The sequence below is a fragment of the Rhizorhabdus sp. P4_G6 genome (assembly GCF_056401045.1).
This window is the reverse complement of the sequence record NZ_JBFUKC010000042.1, coordinates 1-8,438: the sequence shown is the minus strand read 5'-3', so window position 1 is coordinate 8,438 and position 8,438 is coordinate 1. Positions and strand designations below refer to the sequence as shown.

Below are 8,438 nucleotides of genomic sequence, written 5' to 3'. Positions count from 1 at the left end.
ATTCTCTTGTCCATCAACGCGGCGAGAACCCGGATGGCGTCGGCGCYGTATCAGCAGAAGCCGACGATCGGCATATTCAATGCGGCCGGCGAGCTGGTCAATGTGGTCAACGCTTCCCCCACCGAGACGCGCGCTTCCATCGACGCTAATGGCCAGGATTTCGGCTCCGACCTCAATAACGACGGCGTGTTCGGCGACAGCTTTGGCCGTCCCGTCCCCGGCGGCGACTTCTTTGGCTATAAAGATCCCGATGGAAGCGATCCTCGCACGTCGAGCGACTTTGCATTCCGCAATCACGGGCGGGTGCGCACCTATGGCGTCAACCTCAACGGCGAGTTCGATTTGAGCGACGGCGTCAAGCTGGCGTCGGTGACCGACTACAAGCATTTCTACAAGATCGGCTTCCTGGATGTCGATTCCGGCCCGGGGAACCAGGCTGGCGGTTATCTGGGCGTTCGCGCTTCCACCTTCAGCCAGGAAGTCCGGCTGACAGGAAAGAGCGATCTTGTCGACTGGACAACCGGGCTTTACTATCTTCACATCAAAACCCATTCCCTCGCTGGATTGAAGTTCCCCATTGGCAGCGTGGTCCCGGGGGCGCCGTTCGATCTGGGGGCTGATGCGACGCTTAAAACCAATTCCTACTCGGCCTTTGGCCAGTTGGACTGGCACATCGCCCCGCGGCTTACGTTGATCACCGGCGCGCGCGTGATCCGGGAGCAGAAGAACYWCRACTTCWTCCAGGGAATMTGGGGGACTGTGGACTCCCGTGAGGCGGCGGAAGGCACACCCGTTGTCATTGGMCCGCTGTTCGGTGCGAGCGGACCAGCGGGTTATGCSGACAARTCCARAAAGACGCTMTGGGCCGGCAAGGTSCAGCTCGACTWCCAGGTCAAYCCGGAYCTGCTCATCTATGCAGGCATCAATCGCGGCGTGAAGGCGGGCAGCTACAACGCCCCGGTTCCGGGCGGTCTTGCGGTACCTACGAGCTCGCTTCCCTACAAGGCAGAAACCCTCACCAACTACGAGGGCGGYGTSAAATATACTTTCCCGGACGGGAAAACGAGGTTCAACGCATCTGCATTCTACTATGATTACAAGAACTACCAGGCATTCCTCTTCKCYGGCGTTRGCGGYRTCGTCATCAATGCCGACGCGATAACGAAGGGTGCCGAAGCCAGCCTCTTCACCTCGCCTGTCAGGGGGCTCGATGTCGGTCTTTCCGTGTCCTACTTCGATGCGAAAGTGAAGGATGTGCCGCTTCGTGCCGGAGGCCCGATCCGGCGAGACGTCAAGCCCAACTATGCGCCGCCGCTGCAGGCCAGCGCCATCGTCCGGTACGAATGGGAGGCCTTTGGCGGCAAGCTCGCGGTGCAGGGCGACGCCAGCTATACCGACCCCTTCTATTACAACCTCCGCAATTTCGACGCGGACAAGTATGGCAGGACGGTGATGGTCAATGCCGGTCTGGGCTGGTCCAACGAGACCTGGGAGTTGAACTTCCGCATCAAGAACCTGACCGACGTGCACCAGGGGATCCAGGGCTTCGACCTGGCGACCTTCTGCGGATGCAACGAGGTGTCCTACAAGCCGCCCCGCTTCTTCCAGCTCGGCGCGCGCTACAACTTCTGATCGCGTCAAGCACATGAGCGCTCGCGACCAGGCCGCGCAAGCAATGTCGGCGAGCATCCCGGCCGGTCCTCCAGACCGGCCGGGACTTGATAGGATCCGGAACGAGCAAGGATGTTGGGATGGCGAGCTCCCTGACTAACGATTCCGATCCCGCCTATGAGTGGAAGGCGGTACTGCTGCTGAGTCTMGGGTTCGGGCTCGTGGGGCTGGACCGCTGGATCATTGCACCCTTGGCTCCRGAGATCATGCACGACTTGGGGATGAGCCCCGCGCGGATCAATGTCCTTGTTGCCATCCTCGGGATCACCTGGGGGGTGGCTGCGGCCGCGATGGGGCATCTCTCGGATCGGGTCGGCCGCCGCAAGGTCATGCTGCCGGCGCTACTGATCTTCTCGCTCGCTTCGGGACTGTCAGGCCTGGYCGGCGGGTTCACCAGCTTGCTCTTGATCCGAGGCATAATGGGCGTCTCCGAAGGCGCGTTCTGTCCCGTCAGCTTCGCTGCGACCGCGGAAGCGTCGAAGCCATCCCGCATCGGGTTCAATCAGGGCCTGCAACAGAGCATGTTCGCGTTGTTCGGACTGGGATTCGGCCCCATTCTCGCGACCTGGCTGCTTGAATTCACGTCGTGGCGCGGGGTCTTTGCTATTGTTGGCCTACCCGGCCTCGTGCTCACGGTTCTGTTGTGGAGGGTCATCCGGGAGCCGGACCAGGTGCAGCAGGCCATCCACACAGGCGCACCACCGAGATCCACGCGCAAGGCGCTCAAGGTGCGAAACATCCGCCTGGGGATGGTCGGATTGCTCTGCGCGATGTGCGGCATTTTCGTGATCAGCGCGAACACGCCGATCTATCTGGCAGAATATCTCAAGCTGCCCCCGATGCAGGTGGGGCTCGTGACCTCGGCGATCGGGTTTGGTGGATTTGTCGGCCTTTGGATGCTCCCGGCACTGTCGGATTTCTTCGGACGCCGGGTGATGGCCATCCTCGGCTTCGTCGGCGGGGCTGCGTTCACCTATTTCTTCATCGTGCTGGGCGCGCAGCCCACGTTCCTGTTCGCCGCGCTGTTCGGCGCAACCGCCTGCAGCTTCGGGGTGCTCTCCCTGCTTACCGGGCCTGTGGCATCGGAGTCGGCCCCGCCTGGCATGGTCTCGACGGCATCCGGGGTGATCATCGGCGTAGGCGAGATCTTCGGAGGTGGGCTGGCCCTGCTTGTAGCCGGCTACATCATCGCAGCCTTCGGCATCCAGTACATGCTCTATCTGGCGCTGGGCGGGCTGATGCTGGGCGCCGTCGTGATGACTGGTCTGGAGGAAACAGCGCCCCGCAAGCGGCCGCAGGTAGGTGGGGTAGCGGCGGTATGACCGACAGATTTTTGAGAGAATATTCCGACGTGTCGGTGGGCAAGACAACAAGGGTTGAGCGAATGCAAATCTGCTTCGATTCTGCTACTAAGTTGCTGGAGATTTAGGAGAGTTTTATGGCACCCCCCCTTGTCGGTCTAGGACCGCGGCTTGATACCGATTACTCGATCTGGCCCCTGGCGTATTGCCAATCCGAGATGCCTCAGGACTTCTTCGGAGGAGCCATCAAGTTCAGCAACATGGGCACGATCCGTGTGCCGATGATCTACACGCTGCTGGTCGGCGGGGAGGTCGGCGGCAAGCAGCACGTCGCTCTGGTCGATTGCGGCTTCCGCAATGACCATTGGGCCGCGAAATACGGGTTCGCCAGCTGGGAGGAACCGCGCGATGTTCTGGCCCGCGTCGGCTTCGCCCCCGAAGATGTCGAGGTGATCCTGGTCACCCATATGCACTTCGACCATATCGGCAATTTCGAAGCCTTTCCTAATGCCAAGCTCTATATCCAGATCGACGAGTATCTCGGTTGGTCGGACATCGTGTGCTCCGCGCACCAGTATGAAACCGAAGAGGAAAAGGCTTTTATCTTTTCGTCCTTCGATCCCGCGGATCTGATCCGCGCCGCACAGGGTTTGGCCGAGGGTCGCGTGCGTTTTATTCGCGGTGACGAGGAGGTTCTGCCGGGTATCACGGCGCGGCTGGCCAAGGACAGCCACACCTTCGGCAGCCAATGGTTCGAAGTGCAGACCCGCAACGGCCCCTTCGCCGTCGTTGGCGACGTGGTCTACTGGTATTCGAACATCGAGAGCATGTGGCCTTCGGGCTACCATCAGGGCAACGTGATGAACCAGCTGAGCGTCTTCCGCCAGATTCGCGAGACGTTGAAGCAGAAGATCGACCGGGTCATTCCCGGACATGATCCCAAGGTGTGGGATCGCCACAATTCATGGTTGGCGCCGAGTGGAAATCAGATCGCGGAGGTCAACCTGCGAGAGGGTGACACCACGAGGAAGCCGGACGTGTCCGTCCAGAAGATCATTCACACATGATCTGCGCCCTGCATACCGACCTGATCCAAGGAAAGGGACTTTGATGACTTCCCTCCCGGTTTCCGATGTTAATCCGTTCGACCTTGAACGGCGGCTAGAGCCCTACGCGTTCTACGAAGAACTGCGGGAGATGGGCCCTGTCGTGCACCTGCGGACGCTTGACCTCTACGCGGTCAGCCGCTTCGCCGACGTGCGCCGGGTCCTTGGCGATCAGCGCGTCTTCTCCTCGGCGCAAGGCGTTGTGCAAAATGCCGCGATGAATGCAGCGATGGCGGGGTCGATCGTCGGCACCGACCCGCCGGAGCATACCCGCCTGCGCGGGATTCTCGGTCGCCCGCTGACCCCGGCGAGGCTCGCCCCGATGCGCGACATGCTCTCCCAGCTCAGCGTGCGGCAAATTACGCGAATCCTGGACAACGGTGGCGAGGTCGAGGCGGTGTCGCAGATCGCGTGCCATCTGCCGCTCTCGGTGGTCACCGAGTTGGTTGGGATGCCCGACGATGCCACCGACCGCATGCTTCCCTGGGCCGCCGCCAGTTTCAATGGCATGGCCCCCGATATCATGCCCGGCACGGCCCCCGCGCTGGCCACTATCGGCGAGATGATGGGCTATATCGCCGACCCGGGATTGCCTGAACGGCTGCGGCCCGGCAGCTGGTCCGCCCAGCTGCACGAGGCATCGGTGGGTGGCGAGATCGATTACGAGCAGTTTCTCAGCATGCTGCAGGGCTATCTGATGCCGTCGCTTGATACGACGATCTTCGCGATGTCGAACCTGTTGTGGCTGATGGCCAACAATCCGGACCAGTGGGAACTGCTGCGATCCCGGCCCAGTCTCATTCCGCGCGCCATTCACGAGGCCATTCGCCTGGAGAGCCCGGTGCAGTTCTTCTCGCGCGTGGCGACGGAGGACACGGAAATCGACGGTGCTCCGATCAAGGCTGGTTCGCGCGTGTTCGTCATCTATGCGTCGGCCAATCGCGATCCCCGTCGCTTCGAGAATCCAGACCAATTCCAGATCGAGCGCGACAGCACCGACCATGTCGGCTTCGGGCACTCGGCTCACCGCTGCGTGGGCATGAACCTGGCGCTGATGGAACTCACCGCAATGCTCACGGCTCTTGTCGGCAGGGTGGGCGCGATCGAGCTCGTCGAGGCCAAGCGGGCCGACAACGCCATCCTGCGGGGTTTCCAGAAGCTCGCGCTTCGTCTGGTCCCATTGGCAGGCGCCTAGCGCCCATCTTCAATCCCTAATCCTCATCTTTGCAAAGGATCGAATGACATGTTTGTAGTAAGGAATCCCCAGTCGATCGCCAATCCGGTGGGAGCGTACAGCCACTCGGTCGAAATCCCGGCCGGCGCCCGAATCCTGTCAATCGCTGGGCAGGCCGGCATCAAGCCCGACGGAACGCTGGCTGAGGGTTTCGAGGCCCAGCACGAGGAAATCTGGAAGAACGTGCTGGCCATTCTTGCCGAAGCGAACATGGGGCCGGAGAACCTCGTCCACCTCAACGTCTATTCGACCGACGCCAGCGCAATCCGCTTCCTGGCGCCGCACCGCAAAAAGTACCTGCCCGAAGGTTACCTGCCGACTTCGACCTGGGTTGTGGTGTCCGCTCTCGCCAACCCGAACTGGGTAGTCGAGATGGAAGCCATCGCCGCTAAGGTCGACTGATCGCTCAGCACTGCCCTCGCCGCCTTTGCGGTGGCCAGGGCAGTGCAGCCGTCGGCTTCAGGCCAGGTCTCTGAGTTGCGCAGGGTTCGCTGCTCTCGTGTCCGATGACTTGAATTCGGTTCTTGCACATGCCTCGGGGGGTATCATGAATGCTATCGTATTTCCGGATTTGACTGACGCCATTGTCCAGCTTCGCATTCTCTGCGGACTCCTCTTCATTCCGCACATTCTCGCGCAGTTCACCGCCAAGGATGCCGTTTTCGGCTTTTTCGAGGCCACCGGGCTCAAGCCAGCATGGCTTTTCGTGCGGACTGCGTTGGTCGTTCAGACGCTCGTGCTTTTCGGTTTGGTACTTGGGATCTACGTATTCTACGCGGCGTGGCTGGGTGGCATCTTCATGATCTGTGCGGGACTGGCGGCGTTCAAAGTCTCCAAGGGGCGCTGGGTCTGGAACCTCGGAGGCTGCGAGTTTCACATSTTCTGGGGCTTRTGCTGCATTATCGTCGCRCTTCACAGCCCGGCATAATGTGTAGAGGCRYATAGAGCGCGCCGCTCMGATGKTGAAGCGACTGATGGGGTCGGAGAAGTGGTGCAGTCCCGTWTCCGAGAACGTCCGTCGCCGAGACGGRCAGGTCGTTGTCTACCTTAAGCAATTCCAGGAGTACCGACATGGCATTCAATATTCCTGACGTGGACATCGATATATACTCGGCGGAGGCGCTTGCCGATCCGTACGAGAATTATCGCATTTTTCGCGATACGGCCCCGATCGTGCGCCTTCCCAAATACGAYCTCTATCTCATGGCGCGGTTTGCGGACGTGCAGGCKGCGYTGAAGAACAATACCTTGTTCGCCTCCGGGGACGGCGTYGCSATGAACGACCTGATGAACAAGGCGATAGCGGGCAGCACGCTCYWYACSGAYGCRCCTTMSCACAGCACCTTGCGCTCGATCGTCAGCCGGCCGCTTACGCCMGCCCGACTGACCGAGCTGCGTCAGGGACTTTACGATCTCGCCGAAAAACTGGTCGAGCGCCTGGTGGCCAAAGGCGATTTCGATGCCGCGACCGAACTMGCGCCGCATCTYCCGGTCACGGTGGTCTCCGAACTGGTCGGCCTGCCCGAGGAAGGGCGTGAGCGGATGCTCACATGGGCTGGAGCGGTGTTCAACTCCTTGGGGCCACGGGGCCTTGAGCTGACGGAAACCGCGCTCCCGATAGTGGACGAAATGGTGACCTATGCCCGCGGTTGCACCGCCGATCGCGTGAAGCCGGGCAGCTGGGTCGCCAAACTCTATGAAGCGGTCGAGGCTGGTGAGCTGCGCTTCGAGCAGGTCGGGCCGGTGATGGGCGACTATCTGGGTCCGAGCCTGGACACCACCATCCTTGCCACGGGCAGTGCGATCGCCCTGTTCGCTCAGAACCCCGATCAATGGGACAAGCTGCGCGCGAGCCCGACGCAGATCCCCAACGCGGTCAATGAAGCGATCCGGCTCGAGAGTCCGATACAGGGCTTTTCCCGCGTGTTGACCGATGATTTTTCGGTGGAAGACCAGCGCCTCCACAAGGGCGCTCGGGTCCTSGTGATGTATGCATCGGGCAATCGCGACGAACGGCGTTGGGAAGACCCCGAGCGGTTCGATATCACGCGGCGCGCGAACGARCAGCTGGGCTTCGGCCACGGCATCCACATGTGCATGGGCGCCAATCTCGCCCGGATGGAAATCTCTGCGTTGCTTTCCGCACTCATACCTCGGGTGGAACGGTTCGARCTGCACGAGGCTGAACGCATYTCGAACAATGTCCTGCGCGGCTACAAGTCGCTCAAGCTGACCGCGCATGCGGCGAAGTGACAGGTCCCGTCGGCCGCATCGCGCGACTTGGCCGACCGGCGGTGAAACGATAGCGGTGATTTGCGTCCCTGCGCCTGCGAAGAAATACGCGATGTGAGAGAGCACCTACCCAGAGGAATGCGGCCATGAATGACAACCGTCTCTCGGAAACCATTGAAGACCACGCCCTGGAACGGGTGCCCGACGATCAGCGCCAGGGATGGCTGGCATTGACCTGGAGCACGGCTGGCGTGGTGGTCTCACTGGTCCAGCTGTTCTTTGGCGCGCTGGTGACATTTGTCGCGGGGTTCCAGGTCGCGGTAATCGCCGGCCTGATCGTGGCCGTGATTTGCTGGCCTCTAAGCTGGGCCAGCTCTCATGTCGCCTACCGCACCGGATTGTCCAGCACTGTCATGTCCCGATACTTCGGATTCGGCAAAAAAGGGTCGGTAATATCTTCGATAATATATTCGTTCATGATAATAGGCTTTCTAGCCCTCGAGAATGTCCTCTTATATCGCGGATTTTTATTTTACTTTGAGCTTCACGACACGCTGACCAACAAGATCCTTATCTATGGATTGATGACGACCCTCTGGATTGTTCTTACCTCCTACGGGTTCAAGCTGATCGCCCGGACGTCGTCGATAACGCTCATCCTGTCCTCGCTGGTGCTGGTGTATATCACCTACCTCGTGGTTTCTAACGGCGACCGTTCGGTCGCTAGTCTCGTTACGTTCGGCCCCCAATTCCCCCACGATGCTCTGAAGGCCATGGGCGCCGACAGCCCCGCAGGCCGGTTCATCTTCGCGATAAACGTGCTCATTGGCTCGGCGGGGGGGATGGCGATGTTCGGCGCGGATATCGGCAGATACGCCCGCCGCTCGAGAGACG

8 protein-coding genes are annotated in these 8,438 nt (G+C 60.8%); all 8 read left to right on the top strand.

Going from position 1 to position 8,438, the window contains the following annotated elements:
- The coding region (locus AC1DPF_RS18685) for a TonB-dependent receptor (RefSeq protein WP_477962890.1) at positions 1-1,632 on the top strand (1,632 nt) is incomplete at its 5' end.
- 119 nt (positions 1,633-1,751) lie between these two features.
- A complete protein-coding gene (locus tag AC1DPF_RS18680) occupies positions 1,752-2,993 on the top strand; it encodes an MFS transporter (protein ID WP_477962888.1) in 1,242 nt (413 codons plus the stop codon).
- 197 nt (positions 2,994-3,190) lie between these two features.
- Complete coding sequence (locus AC1DPF_RS18675; RefSeq protein ID WP_477873394.1) at positions 3,191-4,039, top strand: N-acyl homoserine lactonase family protein; 849 nt, start codon at positions 3,191-3,193, stop codon at positions 4,037-4,039.
- A 43-nt stretch (positions 4,040-4,082) separates the two neighbouring features.
- Positions 4,083-5,273 (top strand): cytochrome P450, encoded by a 1,191-nt coding sequence (locus tag AC1DPF_RS18670; protein ID WP_477873401.1) that lies wholly within the window; start codon positions 4,083-4,085, stop codon positions 5,271-5,273.
- 48 nt (positions 5,274-5,321) lie between these two features.
- Positions 5,322-5,714 (top strand): RidA family protein, encoded by a 393-nt coding sequence (locus tag AC1DPF_RS18665; protein WP_477873396.1) that lies wholly within the window; start codon positions 5,322-5,324, stop codon positions 5,712-5,714.
- Positions 5,715-5,859: 145 nt separating this feature from the next.
- On the top strand, positions 5,860-6,240 hold the full coding sequence (locus AC1DPF_RS18660; protein ID WP_477962886.1) for a DoxX family protein: 381 nt from the start codon (positions 5,860-5,862) through the stop codon (positions 6,238-6,240).
- A 143-nt stretch (positions 6,241-6,383) separates the two neighbouring features.
- Positions 6,384-7,565, top strand: a complete 1,182-nt coding sequence (locus tag AC1DPF_RS18655) for a cytochrome P450 (RefSeq protein ID WP_477962884.1) — start codon at positions 6,384-6,386, stop codon at positions 7,563-7,565.
- 125 nt (positions 7,566-7,690) lie between these two features.
- The coding region (locus AC1DPF_RS18650; protein WP_477962882.1) for a purine-cytosine permease family protein at positions 7,691-8,438 on the top strand (748 nt) is incomplete at its 3' end.